Genomic DNA, 15393 nt, shown 5'->3' on the forward strand with positions numbered 1-15393 from the left:
CCTACCCCCCCCCCCCCCCCCCCCCCCCCCCCCCCCCCCCCCCCCCCCCCCCCCCCCCCCCCCCCCCCCCCCCCCCCCCCCCCCCCCCCCCCCCCCCACCTCTGTATGTCGTGGACTTCCATGTCATCGCCAGTGGTGTCTTGACGACGGAAATCGCCCACTTATGAGCATGATTGACGGGTTGTCGGACAACCGATGACACAGGGCCCTCGTTCGGCCCCCGTGCCCCCGTGTGCCCCGCACACCCCGCCCGCTCGTCCCAGGAGGCCGCATTGCGAAAACCCGTCACTCCCCCCGGACTCCCCAGACGTAACCGTAGAGCCGCAGGCGCCATGGCGTCGGCGGCTCTGCTGCTCCCGCTGCTCGGTGCGGCGCCCGCCACCGCCCAGTCCTCGGCGAACAGCCTCCAGCGGGCCTTCGCAGCCGCTGCCGCCGAGTACCAGGTGCCGCAGAGCTTGCTGCTGGGCGTCTCCTACCTCCAGTCCCGCTGGGACACGCACGGCGGAGCGCCGAGCGTGACCGGCGGCTACGGCCCGATGCACCTCACCGACGCCCGTACGGCGCTCGCGAGGGACCCGCACCACAGCGACGGCATGGAGGACGCCCGCGGCGACTTCGCCCGCCCGGCCCTGCACCCGTCCGTGCGGATCCCGTCGAACGACGAGCTCCCGGCCCGGCTGCAGACCCTGCCCAAAGCGGCGGAGCTGACCGGCCTGAGCGCCGAGGACCTGCGCACGGACCCCGCGGCCAACATCGCGGGCGGCGCCGCGCTGCTGGCCGCCGCCCAGCGCGGCCTGGGCGAGCCCCTCAGCGGCGACCCGGCCGACTGGTACGGCGCGGTGGCGCGCTTCTCGGGCGCGGACGACACCGCCACGGCTGCCGCCTACGCCGACGACGTCTACGACGTGCTGCGCACCGGCGCTGAGCGCCTGACGGACGCGGGCCGGCCGGTCGCCCTGGCCGCGCAGCCGGGCCTGGCCCCGCGGACGGCCCAGCTGCGGGAGACGGGCCTGCGCACGGCGTCCGCGACGGGCACCGAGTGTCCGACGACGGTGTCCTGCGAGTGGATCCCGGCGCCCTACGAGCAGTTCGGCGACAACGACTACGGCAACCACGACGTCGGCGACCGGCCCGCCTCGCCGGGCATCAAGTACATCGTCGTCCACGACACCGAGGGCGGCTGGGAAGGGGTGCTGGACCTGGTCCAGGACCCCACCTACGTGTCCTGGAACTACTCGCTGCGCTCCACCGACGGCCATGTCGCCCAGCATGTGAAGGCGAAGGACGTGGCCTGGCACGCGGGCAACTGGTACATCAACGCCAAGTCGATCGGCCTGGAGCACGAGGGTTTCCTCGCCCTCCCGGACTCCTGGTACACGGAGGCGATGTACCGGTCGTCGGCGCGGCTGGTGAAGTACCTGGCGGCGAAGTACGCCATCCCGCTGGACCGGCAGCACATCCTGGGTCATGACAATGTGCCGGGCCCGACCTCCGCGTCGGTCGCCGGGATGCACACCGACCCGGGCCCGTACTGGGACTGGCGGCACTACTTCGAGCTGCTCGGCCGGCCCTTCGCGGCGACGGCCCGCGCGGGCAGCGGCGGGTTGGTGACGATCCGGCCGGACTACCCCGCCAACCAGCCGGTGTACACGGACTGCGCCGCCGAGGGTCAGACGTGCGCCGTGCACGGTTCCAGCGAGGTGCGGCTGTACTCCGACCACGACGAGAAGTCCGCCCTGATCAAGGACGTCGGCCAGGGCAGGGTCCCGACGACGGGCGTCAACGACGTCTCCTCGCGGGTGTCCACCGGCCAGCAGTACGCGGTCGCCGGCCAGTGGGGTGACTGGACGGCGATCTGGTACCTGGGCCAGAAGGCCTGGTTCAGGAACCCGGCGAACCAGCCGACGGCCGTGCCCGCGGCGGGCCTGGTGGTCACCCCCAAGGACGGCCGCGACAGCGTGCCGCTCTACGGCCGCGCCTTCCCGGAGGCGTCGGCCTACCCTGCGGGCGTCCCGGCCCAGGCGCTCTCACCGCTGCCGTACACGCTGCCGAAGGGCCAGAAGTACGTGGCCGGGGACAAGGTGCCGGGCGAGTACTACTACGCGGTCACCTTCTCCACCGGCTCGCACCGGATGGTCGTCGGTAACGATCAGTACTACGAGATCCAGTACGGCCACCGGGTGGCGTTCGTGCGGGCCGCGGACGTGAAGCTGGTGTCGTCGACGTCCGAGCCGCGCCTCAGCCCTGCTGGAACAGCTCCGCCGGGAGCGGTTTCAGCAGGGCGTACAGGTCGTCGGTGATGGGGCGGTCCCAGGCGGCGATGGTCACCAGGACGTTGTCGCTGCGGTCGAACTGCACGCAGGCGATCCGCCCCTCGGAGAGCTTCAGACGGCGCACGATGAGCAGGTTGTCGCCCTGCATCACCGGCATGTCCTCGGTGCCGACGACGGTCACCTCCTCGTCGTTCTCCAGCGCGAGCAGCAGCTGGGCGACCTCGAAGGGGACCTCGCCCTCCGCGACCTCGCGGGCCGGGGAGCCCTCGGGCAGATTGCCGATGATCATCGCGGGGCCGCGGCCGCCGAAGAGGTCGTAACGCAGGAAGACGCCCTGGCAGCTGCCGTCGGGGGCGGGCAGCAGCCCGGCGCCCAGATTGCCGGGCCAGTCGCCCGGGTCCATGGCCAGTACGTCGAAGTCGGGCCCGGCGGGAGTGGCACTGCGGCGGCGGAGGAACGACATGCGGCCATGGTACGTGGCCACCGCCCTTCGGTGGCGCGTGGGAGGACCGCGGTTCGCCGTTCGGGTGCAGGTCGTCGGCGGCGGGACGCTCAACGCTCGCGGGCCGATGGCCGGACGGCCCGGCCGGAGGCACGCTCACGGCCGGGCGCTCGGCGTCCGGGGCACACCGGCTGTGCTCGCAACCCACCTGCGGCCGACTCGGGAACGGCCGACGGTCCGGTTGCCGGGCCGCGGTGTCAGGTCAGGTCGAACTCCCCCTCCCGCGCCCCCGACACGAACGCTCCCCATTCGGCGGGCGTGAAGATCAGGGAAGGGCTCTGGGGGCGGCCACTGTTGCGCATCGCGATGAAACCCTCGACGAAGGCGATCTGGACATCCCCCCGACCCTGGCTGCTGGACTGCCACTCGGCGTTGCTGAGGTCCAGCTCCGGCTTGTCCCAGCCCGTGAGCGGCTGCTGCTGGATGGTGCTCTCGGCCACGTCCGTGCTCCTCCCGGTTTCGTCGTCCGCGGGTCAGCCTAGCGATCGGTCCCGGACGCGGACAGAGCACATGAGGGGGACTTTCAGGACTCCGGGGCCGTCGCTCCCACGAGCCACATGGAGAAGAACTGCGAGCCGCCGCCATAGGCGTGTCCCAGCACCTTGCGGGCCCGCTCCACCTGGTGTTCGCCGGCCTGTCCGCGCACCTGGAGCGCCGCCTCGGCGAAGCGGATCATGCCGGAGGCGCCGATGGGGTTGGTGGACAGGACGCCCCCCGACATGTTGACGGGCAGGTCGCCGTCGAGCTCCGTGACCCCGGCCTCGGTGAGCTTCCAGCCCTCACCCTCGTCGGCGAAGCCGAGGTTCTCCAGCCACATGGGCTCGTACCAGGAGAACGGGACATACATCTCGACGGCGTCGATGTCGCGGCGCGGGTCGCTGACGCCGGCCTGCCGGTAGACGTCGGCGGCGCAGTCCTGGCCGGCCCGCGGCGACACGGCGTCCTTGCCGGCGAAGAGGGTCGGCTCGCTGCGCATCGCGCCGCCGAGCATCCAGGCGGGTGGCCGGGGGGCGCGGGCGGCTCCGGCCCGGTCGGTGAGGATCATCGCGCAGGCGCCGTCGGAGGAGGGGCAGGTCTCCGAGTAGCGGATCGGGTCCCAGAGCATGGGCGAGGCCTGGACCTTCTCCAGCGTGATGTCGTGCTCGTGGAGGTGGGCGTAGGGGTTCTTGAGCGCGTTGCGCCGGTCCTTGTACGCCACGAGCGAGCCGACGGTGTCGGGAGCGCCGCTGCGCCGCATGTAGGCGCGCACGTGCGGCGCGAAGAAGCCGCCGGCCCCGGCGAGCAGGGGCTGCTGGAAGGGGATCGGCAGGGACAGGCCCCACATGGCGTTGGACTCGGACTGTTTCTCGAAGGCGAGGGTCAGCACGGTGCCGTGGACGCGGGACGCCACGAGGTTCGCGGCGACGAGCGCGGTGGAGCCGCCGACGGAGCCGGCCGTGTGCACCCGCAGCATCGGCTTGCCGACTGCGCCGAGCGCGTCGGCGAGGTACAGCTCGGGCATCATGACGCCCTCGAAGAAGTCGGGGGCCTTGCCGATGACGACGGCGTCGATGTCGGCCCACGTCAACTCGGCGTCCACCAGGGCGCGCCCGGCGGCCTCCCGGACCAGTCCGGCGATCGAGACGTCCCGCCGGGCCGCGACATGCTTGGTCTGGCCGATCCCGACGACGGCCACGGGCTCCTTGCTCATCGCGGTTCCCCTTCGAGTACGGCGACCAGGTTCTGCTGGAGACACGGGCCGGAGGTGGCGTGGGCGAGGGCGCGGTCCGACTCGCCGCGGTGGATGCGGGAGGCGGCCTCGCCGATGCGGATGAGGCCGGCGGCCATCATCGGGTTGGCGGCGAGGGCGCCGCCGGACAGGTTCACCCGCACGCTGTCGTCCAGCCGCAGGGCTTTGCGCAGGACGACCTCCTGCGCGCTGAACGGGGCGTGCAACTCGGCGGTGTCGACGGGCCGTTCGAAGGCACCGGCCTTCTCGGCCGCGAGGCGGGCCGAGGGCGAGTCGGTCAGGTCGCGTACGCCGAGGGCGTGGGCCTCGATGCGGTGGTCGATGCCCCTGATCCAGGCGGGCCGGGAGCACAGCTCGCGGGCCCGTTCGCCTGCCGCGAGGATCACGGCGGCGGCCCCGTCGCCGACGGGCGGGCAGTCGCCGGTGCGCAGCGGCCGTACGACGTAGTCCCCCTGGGGCACCGAACCCCTCAGCTGGGCGCGGGAGTTGAGGGTCGCGACCCGTCGGCTGCGGGCCCCGATCGCGGCGAGGGCGCTCTCGTCGGTGTCGCCCGCGTCGATCAGGGTCTGAGCCTGGAGCGCGGCGAGGGCGACGGAGTCGGGCCACAGCGGGGCGACGTAGTACGGGTCCAGCTGGCGGGTGAGGACGTCGCGCACGGAGCCGGGCGAGGACTTTCCGTAGGAGTAGACGAGCGCGGTGTCCGCGTCGCCGGTGAGCAGTTTCGTCCAGGCCTCGTACAGCGCCCATGCGCCGTCCATCTCGACGTGGGACTCCGGGATGGGCGGCCAGGCGCCAACGCCGTCGAGGGCGAGGGTGAAGGAGAAGGCGCGACCGGCGAGGTAGTCGCTGGAGCCGGAGCAGGTGAAGCCGATGTCGGCGGTCTTCAGGCCGGTCCGGTCGAGGACGCTGTGCAGGACCGGCATGAGCATCTCGACCTCGGAGAGCTCGTCGGTGGTGCGCAGGACGTCGGTCTGCGCGAAGGCGACGACGGCGATGTCCCTGGTCACAGCAGCTCCTTGTACTGGTCGTAGTCCGCGTCGGGTTCGCCGGTCGGCCGGTAGTGGTCCGGGTAGCGGCCGCCTTCCGTCCACACGGGTTCGACCCTGAGTCCCATCCGCACCTGGTCGTAGGGGATGCCGCCGATCCGGCCGTGCAGCGCGAGGTCGGCGCCGTCGAGGGCGATATGGGCGTAGACGTAGGGGACTTCGATGTCGAGGTTCTTCGCTTTGATGTTGACGATGCAGAAGGTGGTGACGGTGCCGCCGGGACCCACCTCCACCTGTTCCGCCGTGGGGACCCCGCAGGTGGGGCAGGCGCCCCGGGGCGGCACGTACACCTTGCGGCAGGACGGGCAGCGTTCGCCGACGGTCCTGCGGTCGGCGAGGGCGTTGATGTAGGCGGTCTGGGCCCGGCCGGGCGAGTAGGTGTAGTCGAGCCGGGCGGGGGCGACGATGCCGCGCACCGTGTCCTCGAACATGCCGGTCGTGCCCGTGGGTTCGGCCGGTGCGCCGTCGTACGGCTCGAAGCAGGCGATGTCGGTGATGGCTCCGGTGCGCTGCTCGGCCCAGCGGATCCGCACGCGCATCCCGGTGTGGACGGCGTCGGGGCCGGCGGCGTCGAGGGCGTGCAGGAGTGCGGTGTCGGCGCCGTCGAGGCGGACGAGCACCCAGGCGAAGGGGGTGGTGAGCGGCTGGCCGCGGCGGGGGGCGTGGTTCCAGGCCCAGGTGGTGACCGTGCCGGTGGGGGCGACCTCCACGAGGTCGTGGATCTCCTCGGCGGTGACGGGGTCGTACTCGACGGGTGGCACGAGGACGCGGCCGTCGGCGGTGCGCACGCCGAGGGCGACGCGCTCGCGCAGGCCGGTGAGAAAGGCGCTCTGGACGGGCCCGACGGACCGCGTGAACGGAAACTCGACGACGAGCGGAGCTTTGAGGACTTCGGGCATCGAGGGCTGCCTCCTTGGGAAGCCGGGGTCAGCTGGAGCGCCCGAAAGGGGCGCGGGGCGGGTGACACATGCGGTTCCGCCGGGTGGGTGCGACCCGCCACGACGGATCCGCAGCAGGGAAAACGGCGCCACCGACCGCTCACCCGGCGGAGCGTCACGCGCGTTTGTAGACGGGTGCCCGCTTCTCCGCGAAGGCGCGTGCGCCTTCCTTCGCGTCGGCCGTGTCGAACACCGGCCAGCCCCGGGCGAGTTCGGCGGCGAGTCCGTCCGTCTCGGTGAGGTCGGCGCTCTCGTACACCGACGCCTTGACGGCTTCTACCGCCAACGGGGCGCAGGAGTTGATCCGTTCGGCGATCTCCAGGGCTGTCTCCAGGGCCCTGCCGTCGGGGACCACGTGCCCGACCAGGCCGATGTCGGCGGCCTCCCGGGCGGTGTAGGGCCGGCCGGTCAGCAGCATCTCCAGGGCGTGGGTGCGCGGGATCTGGCGTTGCAGGCGGACCGTGGAGCCGCCGATCGGGAACAGGCCGCGCCGTACCTCGAAGAGGCCGAAGGTGGCGGACTCGCCCGCGACCCGGATGTCGGTGCCCTGGAGCATCTCGGTGCCGCCCGCCACGCAGGTGCCCTCGACGGCGGCGATCACCGGTTTGCGGGGGCGGTGGTGGCGCAGCATCGCCTTCCAGTGCAGGTCGGGGTCGGCCTTGAGCCGGTCGCGGTACTGCTCCCCCTCCATGCCCTGACCGGCGAGGGCCTTGAGATCCATGCCGGAGCAGAACGCGCCGCCCGCGCCGGTGAACACGATCGAGCGGACCGAGTCGTCCTCGTCGGCCTCCAGCCAGCCGTCGTACAGGCCGACGAGCATGGCGATCGAGAGCGCGTTCCTGGCTTTGGGCCTGTTGAGCGTGAGCACGAGTGTGGCGCCTTCGCGCCGCACGGTGAGGTGTTCGGTACCGCCCATCACAGATCTCCCCTCGAAAAGAACGAGAACAGGTTGCAGGAGGCGTGATGGCAGTTCAAGGGTTTTCTGACAGACAGTCAGATTTCTTCGCGGGAACCCTTCCCACTTGCCGCGCCCTTTGCTCTGATGACCGGCGAACCGTCGGGAGAACCAGGCCCCGTGAGGTCAGGAGGAGCGGTGGAGTACAACCTTGCCGACCTGTTCGAGTCGGTCGTCGACGTGGCGGCCGACCGCGAGGCGCTCGTGTACGTCGACCATCCGGGCACGGGCGCGGAACGCCGGCTGACCTACGCGGAGCTGGACGCCGCCGCCAATCGCATCGGCCACCACCTCCTCGACAGCGGGCTGCGCCCCGGCGAGCATCTGGGCCTGCATCTGTACAACGGCGTCGAGTACCTGCAGACGGTGCTGGGCTGCCTGAAGGCCCGGATCGTGCCGGTCAACGTCAACTACCGCTATGTGGAAGAGGAGTTGGTCTACCTCTACCGGGACGCGGACTTGGTCGGACTCGTCTTCGACGCGGAGTTCACGGACCGGGTGGCGGCGGCGCTGCCGCAGGCGCCGGCGTTGCGGCACCTCGTCCGGGTGGGGCCGGCGGTCGACGGCATCACCTCCTTCGACGAGGCCGAGGCGAGCGGCTGCGCCGAGCGCGGGTTCCCGGCCCGTTCGGGCGACGACCTGTTCATCATCTACACCGGGGGTACGACCGGCCTGCCCAAGGGGGTGATGTGGCGTCAGGAGGACCTTTTCTTCTCGGGGTTGGGCGGCGGCTCGCCGACCGGGGAGCCGGTGAAGAAGCCGGAGGAGATCGCCGAGCGGGTCGCGGCCGGGGGCACGGGGATCACCTTCTTCCCCACTCCCCCGCTGATGCACGGCACTTCCACCCTCACCTCCTTCATCGGCTTCAACTTCGGCCAACGCGTGGTGATCCACCGCAAGTTCGTGCCCGAGGAGGTGCTCAGGACGATCGAGAAGGAGAAGGTCACCAGCATCTCCCTGGTGGGCGACGCGATGCTGCGGCCGTTGATCGACGCGCTCGAGGGTCCCCTGCGGGGCACGGACTGCTCTTCGGTGTTCAGCGTGTCCTCGTCCGGGGCGATCATGTCGGACACAGTGCGCCGCCAGTTCCGGGCGCTGATGCCGAACGCGATGCTGCTGAACAACTTCGGCTCCTCGGAGTCCGGCTTCAACGGCACGGCGACGGAGGACTCCGGGCCGGAGCGCGGCTTTCGCGTCCGGGTCAACTCCCGTACGCGGGTGGTCGATCCGGCCACGTACGAGCCGGTCGCGCCGGGCGAGGTCGGCCGGGTCGCCCAGCACGGTCATGTGCCCCTCGGCTACTACAACGACCCGGTGAAGACGGCCGAGACCTTCTTCGAGAAGGACGGCGAGCGCTGGGTGCTGCTCGGCGACATGGCGACCGTCGACGAGGACGGCGTGGTGGTCGTCCTCGGGCGGGGCTCGCAGTGCATCAACACCGGGGGCGAGAAGGTGTACCCCGAGGAGGTCGAGCAGGCGCTGAAGTCCCATCCTGACGTGTACGACGCCCTGGTGGCGGGGGTGCCGGACGCGACGTGGGGCAACCATGTGGCGGCCGTGGTGCAGGTGCGGGCGGGCGCCCCGCTGCCCTCTCTGGAGGACATCCAGCGTCACTGCCGTACCCGGCTCGCCGGTTACAAGATCCCGCGCCAGCTGGTGCTCGCCGAGTCCATCCGCCGCTCGCCCAGCGGCAAGGCGGACTATCGCTGGGCGCGGGAGGTGGCCACCGCCGAGAGCGGCTGACCACCTGCATCGAGGAAGGCGACAGTACGGCGGACGAACCACTCCGGGTCGTCCAGCCATGGGTGGTGGGCGGCCCCGGACTGCACGGCGAGCTCCGCGTCGGGGAAGGCGTCGGCGACGAGCCGGGCGACCTCGGGCCGGGGCCCGCCGTCCACCTCGCCGGCGAGTACGAGGACCGGGGCGGTCACGCCCGCGAGGGCGGTACGCAGGGCCGGTGGGTCGAAGGCGGCCGGGTCGAGGAAGAGTGCCTCCGCCTCGACGTTGGTCTGTTCGTCGGCGGCGGCGTCGAGGGCGCGGGCGGTGTCGTCCCACCGGCCGAAGAAGAAGGCGCCGACGAGCGCCCAGTCGGGATCCCCCTCGCCCGCGAGCCAGGACTCGAACGCCGGGAAGGCCGTCGCGAACCACGGTTCGTGCGCGCGCAGCCGGGCGGCCTCCAGCCGTTCCTCGGCCGTGGCCGGCCGGCCCAGGGCCCACGGGGTGGCGGTGATCAGCGCCAGCCGGGAGACGCGGTCCGGGTAGCGTGCCGCGTACAGCATGGCCAGGCTGCCGCCCGCCGAGTGGGCGAGGACGTCGATCCGTTCCCGTCCCAGCTGGACGCGCAGGGCCTCGACGTCGTCGACCTGCCGGTCGCAGCGGTAGGTCGCCGGGTCCGCCGGGATCGCTGAGTCGCCGGTGCCGCGCAGGTCGAGGAGGATCAGCCGGCGGTGAGCGGTGAGACCGCCGAGGTCGCCGAGGTAGGCGGAGGCCCGCATGGGACCGCCGGGCAGGACGACGAGCGGCTCGCCCTCGCCCCGCACGTGGTAGGCGAGTTCGGTCCCGTCGGGCGCGGTGAAGGTCGGCATGCCCTGATCCTCAGCGCATTTCGTGTCCGTCCGCAACGGAGTTCTCCCGGGCGAGAGGGTCGAACCGGTCTCTCAGCTCCCGCTTGAGGATCTTGCCGCTGGCGTTGCGTGGCAGTGCGTCCACGAAGAGCACGCGCTTGGGGGCCTTGAAGTGCGGGAGCTTCTCGCGGGCGTGTGCGATGAGCTCGTCCTCGGTGACCTCGCCGCGGGGGACGACCACGGCGGTGACCGCCTCGATCCACTTCTCGTCGGGCAGGCCGATCACGGCCGCCTCGGCGACGGCGTCATGGGTGTACAGCGCGTCCTCGACCTGGCGTGAGGCGACCAGTACGCCACCGGAGTTGATGACGTCCTTCACCCGGTCGACGATCGTGAAGTAGCCGTGGGCGTCGCGCACGGCGAGGTCGCCGGAGTGGAACCAGCCGTCGCGGAAGGCGTCGGCGGTCTCCTCGGGCTTGTCCCAGTAGCCCTCGCACAACTGCGGGGAACGGTAGACGATTTCACCGGGTGTGCCGTCGGGGACGTCCGCGCCGTCGTCGTCGACGACCCGGGCGTCCACGAACAGGACCGGGCGCCCGCAGGAGTCCATGCGGCCCTTGTGCTCGTCGGGGGCGAGGACGGTGGCGAGCGGGCCGATCTCGCTCTGGCCGAAGCAGTTGTAGAAACCCAGCTCGGGCAGGCGCTCACGCAGCCGCTCCAGGACGGGCACCGGCATGATCGACGCGCCGTAGTACGCCTTGCGCAGCCCGCTCAGGTCACGGTCGGCGAAGTCGGGGCGGTTCGCCAGTGCGATCCACACGGTCGGCGGGGCGAAGAGGCTGTCGACGCGGTCGGCCTCGATGAGGTCGAAGAGACGGTCGCCGTCGGGCGCGTCCAGCACGATGTTGGTGGCGCCGACCGCGAGGTACGGCAGCAGGAACACGTGCAGCTGCGCCGAGTGGTAGAGCGGAAGGGAGTGCGCGGGGCGGTCGCCGGCGCTCAGGTCGAGGGCGGCGATCGCGCTCAGGTACTCGTGCACCAGGGCGCGGTGGGTCATCATCGCGCCCTTGGGCAGGGCTGTCGTGCCCGAGGTGTAGAGCAGCTGTACCAGGTCCTCGGCGCGCGGCTCGGGCCCGTCGTACGCGGGGGTCGCGGGCAGTCGGGCGAGGAGCGAGTCGTCGGTGTCGCGCAGCGCCAACCGCCGTGCTCCGTCGGGGAGTCGCCCGGCCAGGCCGGGGTCGGTGAGGACCAGTGCACTGCCCGACTGGTCGACGATGTACCTCAGGTCATCGCCGGTGAGGTTCTGGTTGACGGGGACGTGGACCAGGCCGGCGCGGGCGCAGGCCAGGAACGCGATGAGGTAGGCGTCGGAGTTGTGGCCGTAGGCGCCGACCCGGTCGCCGGGGGCGAGACCCTCGCCGAGCAGGACGCTCGCCGCCCGCGAGACGGCCTCGTCGAGTTCCTCGTAGGTCCAGGTGCGGTCGCGGTACTCGACCGCCACGCGTGCCGGGGTGCGGCGGGCGCTGCGCCGCAGCACCCCGTCGACCGTACTGCCATGTCCGGGCCTCATGCCTCATGATCCTCGGGGGGCGGCCGGGGCAGGTCAAGTCGCGGGCGCGCCCCGAGGGGTCACGCCACCGCGCCCGCCACTCCGGTGCGGCCGTCGGGCACCCCGACGACGCTGACGATCGTCTGCTCGCGGATGTCCTCGCCGAGGACGGCTGCCACCGCGTCGGCCGTGGCGCCGATCAGGCGGGCCGGGGCGTCCGGCACCTGGGGCAGGTGGTAGGCGGCCTCGCGCATGCTGAGGGTGAGCTGCGGGGCGACCTTGTCGGTGGGCCGGCCGCCGATGCCACGCCGGTTGCGCGGGATGCCGATGAGGTCGACGCCGACGAGGCCGCGCAGCCGGTCCCCGTAGACGGAGCCGACGGCGTCGGCCAGGGCGCCGATCAGTTTCTCCTCGACGGTCCCGTCGAGGGCGTCCTCGCTGATGTGGACTGTGTAGTGCGGCGTGCGGATCTCCGTTTCGCGTGGTGCGTACCATGACGGTCGGTTCAATTCAGCTAGCGGAACAAAGTAGCTTTGATGTCAAAGGTAATGCGAGTGCCGGATGTCCATGTCCAGCGCCACGGGTGACAACGCCGCCGACGCCGACGAGACCGGCGGCGGCGACACCGGCGTCGAGGCGACCGTTCGCGAGCTGCTGCTGCTCATGCCGCGACTCGTGGGCAGGGCGAAGAGGATCCCCGTGCCCGAGGCGCTGCGGGCCTTCTCGCTGGCCCCGCGTCACCTCTCCCTGTTGGCGTACCTGCTCCTCGACGGACCGATGACGGTCAACGAGCTGGCCGCACGCCTGGAGGTCGCCCCGACCACGGTGAGCCTGCTGATCGGCGACCTCAACCGGAAGGGCGTCCTGGAGCGCCGCGAGGACGAGCGGGACCGCCGCCGCCGGATCGTCGCCATCGCGGACGCCCATGAACCCGCGATCTCCGCCTGGCTCGCCCCGGGCGCGGCGGCCTGGCGCCGGGCACTGGTCCCGCTGACGCCCGGTCAGCGGCGGTTGCTCGTGGACACATTGCTCGCCTACGAGGCGGAGGTCGACGCGGAACGGGGGTGAGCCGCCGGGAATGCCCCCTCGGCGAAATACTCCTTGTGCTCCCGCGCACTCCTGTGCGCCCCCCTGCAGAAATGATTCACGGCAAAGGCACCCGTTCGAACTGGGCAGAACATGACTCAGGCGCCAAGTCAGTGCAACGTCCATTGATTTTCGAGTGCCGTATGAGGCAGGGGGTATTCAATGAGCAACGCTGTGCCTGAACGGGAATGCGCATGGAGGGTGGGTACTGCGCCAGGCATATTCCCATTCCTCGGCCACGGTATCGCCTTGTACCGTCGCCCGTTGGCTTTTCTGAATTCTTTGCCCGCGCATGGAGATCTGGTCGAAATACGACTGGGTCCCCAGCGCGCCTGGATGGTGTGCCACCCGGAGTTGGTCCACCGGGTGCTCGGGGACTCGCGCACCTTCGACAAGGGGGGCCCGCTCTTCGACCGGCTCCGCCTGCTGATGGGCAACGGCATCGTCACAAGCCGCCACCAGGAACACCGGTGCCAACGCAGGCTGCTGCAACCCGCCTTCATCCCGTCCCGCCTCCCCGATCAGACGAAGCTGATGGCCGAGGAGGCCGAGGCGGTGTGCCGCGACTGGCAGGCCGGGCAGGAGGTCGACGTCAGCGCGGCCATGATGGCCCTGTCGACCCGGATCATCAGCCGTGTCCTGTTCTCCGACTCGCTCGACGCCGCGACGGCCGCCGAGGTGCGGCACTGTCTCGCGGACATCGTTCGCGGGCTGTTCGTCCGCACCGTCGTGCCGGTCGACGCCCTGTTCCGCGTTCCCTCGCCCGCGAACCGTCGTTACCGGCGGGCGGTCGAGCGCATACACGCGATCATCGACGCCGCCATCGCCGAGCGTCGTCGAGGGGCCCCCCGCGACGACCTGCTGGGAACCCTGCTGGCGGCCACCCGCGCCACCGGCCCGGACACGGCGATCACTGAGCAGGAAGTACACGATCACCTCGTCTCGCTCCTGCTCGCCGGCTCCGAGAGCGCCGCCCTGTGTCTGGCCTCCGCGTTCAGCCTACTGGCACAGCATCCGCAGGCGGAGCGCCGTCTGCACGCCGACATCGACGCCGTGCTCGCCGGACGGCAGCGGCCGGGGTCCGACGACCTGCCGCACCTCGTGCATGCCCGATGCATCGTCACCGAGACGTTGCGTCACTCGCCGCCGGGCTGGCTTTTCACACGCATCACCACCAAGGAGACGGAACTCGCCGGCCTCCGCCTTCCCCAGGGAGCCACCGTTGTGTACAGCCCCTACCTGCTGCACCACGATCCCGCGTGGTTCCCCGATCCCGACCGGTTCCTCCCCGAGCGCTGGCTGCCGGGGCGGGCCGCCGCGACGCACGGTGCGATGCTCCCGTTCGCCACGGGCAGCCGCAAATGCATCGGCGACGCCTTCGCCATGACGGAGACCACGGTGGCCCTCGCCACCGTCGCCGCCCGCTGGCGCCTGACCCATCTGCCCGGCCCCGTCGCACCACCGCGACCCGGGGCGACGCTGGGGCCGAGGTCCCTGGTGATGATCTGCGAACCGCGCGCACGTGTGCCGATCGGCACGGCGCCTCGCCCGGGTTCCTGCACCCGCCGAGAAACCGCTGCACACCCCGTGAAGGATTCCCGAAGGGCCGGTGACAGCGGTGTCGACCACGCATGAGGAAGCCACGCTCGCCCCCCAAGAGGAAATGCCGGCCGCCAGCCTGACAGAGCTGATCGACACCCACCTCCACATGCCGTACCCGTTCCTGCGGAATCGCCACGAATCCGAGGCGGTCGCCGGCGTCGACACATGGCTGCACAAGTGGAGGCTGACCGACGAACCGGGGGTGGCTGCGATGATCGGCTACACCCGGCCCGCCGAACTCGCGTCCTACAACAGCCCGACCGTGGACTCCGGCATCCTCCAGATCGTGGCCGACCAGATCGCCTATCAATTCGTCTTCGACGACCGGGCGGAGGAAATCGGGCGGCAGTCCCCGGCGCTGCTGCTGCCCATGCTGTGCGAGAGCATCGCAATCCTGCGGGACGGCGAACCGCCCCGCACCCCGCTGGGGGCGGCCCTGGCCGATCTCCACCGGCGGGTCCGCGAGCGGTGCACCCCCGCCCAGGCCGAGCGGTGGGCCTGGAAGAGCCGCGAGTACGTGCACGGCCTGTTGTACGAGGCGGTGGCGCAGGCGCACCCGTTCCCGGTGGGCATGGGATTGTGCAACTCGATCCGTTCGCTGACCGCGGGGGTCGAGCCCTTCTACCCCCTGTACGAGGCCGCGCAGGGTGGTGAACTGGCCCCCGAGGCTCTTGATCACCCCGTGCTGCGGCGTCTGCGGCGTCTGTCGGTCGATGCGGCGGTGTGGACGGCCGACCTCTTCTCGGCCGTGAAGGAGCAACGGACGGGCGAGATGATCAATCTGGCCCTCGCCCATCAGCGCACGCACCAGTGTTCCCTGCCGGCGGCCGTTATGCTGGCCATCCGACAGATCAACGGCACGATCAGGGAGTTCGAGAGGCTCTGCGCGGAGATCCAGCCGGAGTTGAGCCCCGCCGGGGTCTGCTACGTGGACGGCATGATCGGCTGGATCCGTGGGTGTTACCACTGGTCCCGCACGGTGCCGCGCTACGCGGACACCTCGGTCGCGCCCGCACATCCATGTGTGCCATTCGAAACCGCCTACCCAGCAGGAAGGGCTACCTAACCGACCCGGCGAACGATTCACCCTTCTCGGTCATCCTCGCACCCTAACGCCGTCACCGGTTGTGCACCAGGGGCGTACGCTCA

General features: G+C 71.2%; 14 protein-coding genes. 5 read left to right on the plus strand and 9 right to left on the minus strand.

The genetic code is table 11. From position 1 onward, the window contains the following. Positions 1-332 precede the first annotated feature (332 nt). Positions 333-2300: an N-acetylmuramoyl-L-alanine amidase gene (locus tag ACIBTS_RS32685; protein ID WP_399324209.1), complete on the plus strand. Its 1968-nt coding sequence runs from the start codon at positions 333-335 to the stop codon at positions 2298-2300. Here ACIBTS_RS32685 and ACIBTS_RS32690 read toward each other — a convergent pair. The 6 genes from ACIBTS_RS32690 to ACIBTS_RS32715 all read right to left on the minus strand — a co-directional run bounded on the left by ACIBTS_RS32690 (position 2239) and on the right by ACIBTS_RS32715 (position 7404). Next, positions 2239-2736, minus strand: coding sequence for a hypothetical protein (locus ACIBTS_RS32690; protein ID WP_079664566.1), 498 nt, complete (start codon positions 2734-2736; stop codon positions 2239-2241). The genes ACIBTS_RS32685 and ACIBTS_RS32690 overlap by 62 nt on opposite strands. A 236-nt stretch (positions 2737-2972) precedes the next feature. Beyond that, on the minus strand, positions 2973-3215 hold the full coding sequence (locus ACIBTS_RS32695) for a DUF397 domain-containing protein (protein WP_079657699.1): 243 nt from the start codon (positions 3213-3215) through the stop codon (positions 2973-2975). 83 nt (positions 3216-3298) lie between these two features. Then, positions 3299-4465: a thiolase domain-containing protein gene (locus tag ACIBTS_RS32700; protein ID WP_319674555.1), complete on the minus strand. Its 1167-nt coding sequence runs from the start codon at positions 4463-4465 to the stop codon at positions 3299-3301. Continuing rightward, positions 4462-5511 carry a thiolase domain-containing protein gene (locus ACIBTS_RS32705; RefSeq protein WP_399324212.1) on the minus strand — a complete coding sequence of 350 codons (1050 nt, stop codon included), beginning with the start codon at positions 5509-5511 and terminating at the stop codon, positions 4462-4464. The genes ACIBTS_RS32700 and ACIBTS_RS32705 overlap by 4 nt, the downstream gene beginning before the upstream one ends. Then, positions 5508-6449: a Zn-ribbon domain-containing OB-fold protein gene (locus ACIBTS_RS32710; protein ID WP_399324214.1), complete on the minus strand. Its 942-nt coding sequence runs from the start codon at positions 6447-6449 to the stop codon at positions 5508-5510. The genes ACIBTS_RS32705 and ACIBTS_RS32710 overlap by 4 nt, the downstream gene beginning before the upstream one ends. A 154-nt stretch (positions 6450-6603) precedes the next feature. Next, entirely contained in the window at positions 6604-7404 is an 801-nt protein-coding gene (locus ACIBTS_RS32715; RefSeq protein WP_079657703.1) for a crotonase/enoyl-CoA hydratase family protein, read from the minus strand. A 177-nt stretch (positions 7405-7581) separates the two neighbouring features. On the opposite strand from ACIBTS_RS32715, the gene ACIBTS_RS32720 reads away from it, so the two are divergent. Then, on the plus strand, positions 7582-9186 hold the full coding sequence (locus tag ACIBTS_RS32720; RefSeq protein ID WP_399324216.1) for an acyl-CoA synthetase: 1605 nt from the start codon (positions 7582-7584) through the stop codon (positions 9184-9186). On the opposite strand, the gene ACIBTS_RS32725 is transcribed toward ACIBTS_RS32720, so the two are convergent. Genes ACIBTS_RS32725 through ACIBTS_RS32735 form a run of 3 tightly spaced genes read right to left on the minus strand, consistent with a single transcriptional unit; the run spans position 9144 to position 12065 of the window. After that, positions 9144-10028 carry an alpha/beta fold hydrolase gene (locus tag ACIBTS_RS32725; protein ID WP_399324218.1) on the minus strand — a complete coding sequence of 295 codons (885 nt, stop codon included), beginning with the start codon at positions 10026-10028 and terminating at the stop codon, positions 9144-9146. The two genes, ACIBTS_RS32720 and ACIBTS_RS32725, sit on opposite strands and share 43 nt — an antisense overlap. Before the next feature lie 10 nt (positions 10029-10038). After that, complete coding sequence (locus ACIBTS_RS32730; protein WP_399324220.1) at positions 10039-11577, minus strand: acyl-CoA synthetase; 1539 nt, start codon at positions 11575-11577, stop codon at positions 10039-10041. 59 nt (positions 11578-11636) lie between these two features. After that, positions 11637-12065 carry a hypothetical protein gene (locus ACIBTS_RS32735; protein ID WP_399324222.1) on the minus strand — a complete coding sequence of 143 codons (429 nt, stop codon included), beginning with the start codon at positions 12063-12065 and terminating at the stop codon, positions 11637-11639. Positions 12066-12123: 58 nt separating this feature from the next. Here ACIBTS_RS32735 and ACIBTS_RS32740 point away from each other — a divergent pair, with 58 nt between their 5' ends. The 3 genes from ACIBTS_RS32740 to ACIBTS_RS32750 all read left to right on the plus strand — a co-directional run bounded on the left by ACIBTS_RS32740 (position 12124) and on the right by ACIBTS_RS32750 (position 15310). Continuing rightward, entirely contained in the window at positions 12124-12624 is a 501-nt protein-coding gene (locus tag ACIBTS_RS32740; protein ID WP_399324224.1) for a MarR family transcriptional regulator, read from the plus strand. Between the two features lie 180 nt (positions 12625-12804). Further along, entirely contained in the window at positions 12805-14277 is a 1473-nt protein-coding gene (locus tag ACIBTS_RS32745) for a cytochrome P450 (RefSeq protein ID WP_399324226.1), read from the plus strand. Beyond that, positions 14261-15310 carry a (-)-alpha-amorphene synthase gene (locus ACIBTS_RS32750; RefSeq protein ID WP_399324228.1) on the plus strand — a complete coding sequence of 350 codons (1050 nt, stop codon included), beginning with the start codon at positions 14261-14263 and terminating at the stop codon, positions 15308-15310. Before ACIBTS_RS32745 ends, ACIBTS_RS32750 begins: the two co-directional genes overlap by 17 nt. The last annotated feature ends 83 nt before the right edge of the window (positions 15311-15393 follow it).

Origin of the sequence: Streptomyces sp. NPDC050121, from assembly GCF_044460385.1 — a bacterium.
GTDB lineage: Bacteria > Actinomycetota > Actinomycetes > Streptomycetales > Streptomycetaceae > Streptomyces > Streptomyces soliscabiei.

What these genes read in the sequence shown, in the direction of transcription:
- ACIBTS_RS32710 (WP_399324214.1), bottom strand. Translation starts at nt 6,449, where the DNA reads ATGCCCGAAGTCCTCAAAGCTCCGCTCGTCGTCGAGTTTCCGTTCACG.
- ACIBTS_RS32730 (WP_399324220.1), bottom strand. Translation starts at nt 11,577, where the DNA reads ATGAGGCCCGGACATGGCAGTACGGTCGACGGGGTGCTGCGGCGCAGC.
- ACIBTS_RS32725 (WP_399324218.1), bottom strand. Translation starts at nt 10,028, where the DNA reads ATGCCGACCTTCACCGCGCCCGACGGGACCGAACTCGCCTACCACGTG.
- ACIBTS_RS32745 (WP_399324226.1), top strand. Translation starts at nt 12,805, where the DNA reads ATGAGCAACGCTGTGCCTGAACGGGAATGCGCATGGAGGGTGGGTACT.
- ACIBTS_RS32690 (WP_079664566.1), bottom strand. Translation starts at nt 2,736, where the DNA reads ATGTCGTTCCTCCGCCGCCGCAGTGCCACTCCCGCCGGGCCCGACTTC.
- ACIBTS_RS32715 (WP_079657703.1), bottom strand. Translation starts at nt 7,404, where the DNA reads ATGGGCGGTACCGAACACCTCACCGTGCGGCGCGAAGGCGCCACACTC.
- ACIBTS_RS32740 (WP_399324224.1), top strand. Translation starts at nt 12,124, where the DNA reads ATGTCCAGCGCCACGGGTGACAACGCCGCCGACGCCGACGAGACCGGC.
- ACIBTS_RS32685 (WP_399324209.1), top strand. Translation starts at nt 333, where the DNA reads ATGGCGTCGGCGGCTCTGCTGCTCCCGCTGCTCGGTGCGGCGCCCGCC.
- ACIBTS_RS32700 (WP_319674555.1), bottom strand. Translation starts at nt 4,465, where the DNA reads ATGAGCAAGGAGCCCGTGGCCGTCGTCGGGATCGGCCAGACCAAGCAT.